At 44.8% G+C, this 723-nt stretch carries 2 tRNA genes and 1 rRNA gene; all 3 read left to right on the forward strand.

Annotated features, from left to right (window positions below):
• Positions 1–232: ribosomal RNA gene (locus A9267_RS16990) — 16S ribosomal RNA — on the forward strand; the annotation flags it as partial.
• Positions 233–305: 73 nt separating this feature from the next.
• A tRNA-Ile gene (locus tag A9267_RS16995) sits at positions 306–382 on the forward strand.
• 64 nt (positions 383–446) lie between these two features.
• Positions 447–522, forward strand: a tRNA-Ala gene (locus A9267_RS17000).
• Positions 523–723: the final 201 nt, after the last annotated feature.

Here is a 723-nt window from a genome sequence, read left to right on the forward strand (position 1 = left end):
AGTCTGCAACTCGACTCCATGAAGTCGGAATCGCTAGTAATCGTAGATCAGAATGCTACGGTGAATACGTTCCCGGGCCTTGTACACACCGCCCGTCACACCATGGGAGTGGGCTGCACCAGAAGTAGATAGTCTAACCTTCGGGAGGACGTTTACCACGGTGTGGTTCATGACTGGGGTGAAGTCGTAACAAGGTAGCCCTAGGGGAACCTGGGGCTGGATCACCTCCTTACCTATACGACTAACTTAATGTTTGTTGAGTGTTCACACAGATTACTTGATAGAAAGTAAGAGCAAATTACGTTGGGTCTGTAGCTCAGCTGGTTAGAGCGCACCCCTGATAAGGGTGAGGTCGGTGGTTCAAGTCCACTCTGACCCACCAAAATCTTTGTTTTCTCCTAAACAAGATTTTGTATTAACGTAAGTTTGTTTGACTGCATGTAAATGGGGCTATAGCTCAGCTGGGAGAGCGCCTGCCTTGCACGCAGGAGGTCTGCGGTTCGATCCCGCATAGCTCCACCATTTACTTGCTCATGGATAGAGACGCCAAAGATAAAACGACAGTTTTATCTTTGGCTTTTTTAAGCCCGCTCTTTAACAATTTGGAAAGCTGATAGTATTTAATACGATGATGTCTGTCGTTGTATTAATTACAAATCGTATTACTGAGAAGTTAATCCCTTTTTAGTAATACATTGAGTTCTCAAAACACTTTATTAAGTG

The organism is Shewanella sp. UCD-FRSSP16_17 (assembly GCF_001675935.1).
In the GTDB taxonomy this organism is placed as follows: Bacteria; Pseudomonadota; Gammaproteobacteria; order Enterobacterales; family Shewanellaceae; genus Shewanella; species Shewanella japonica.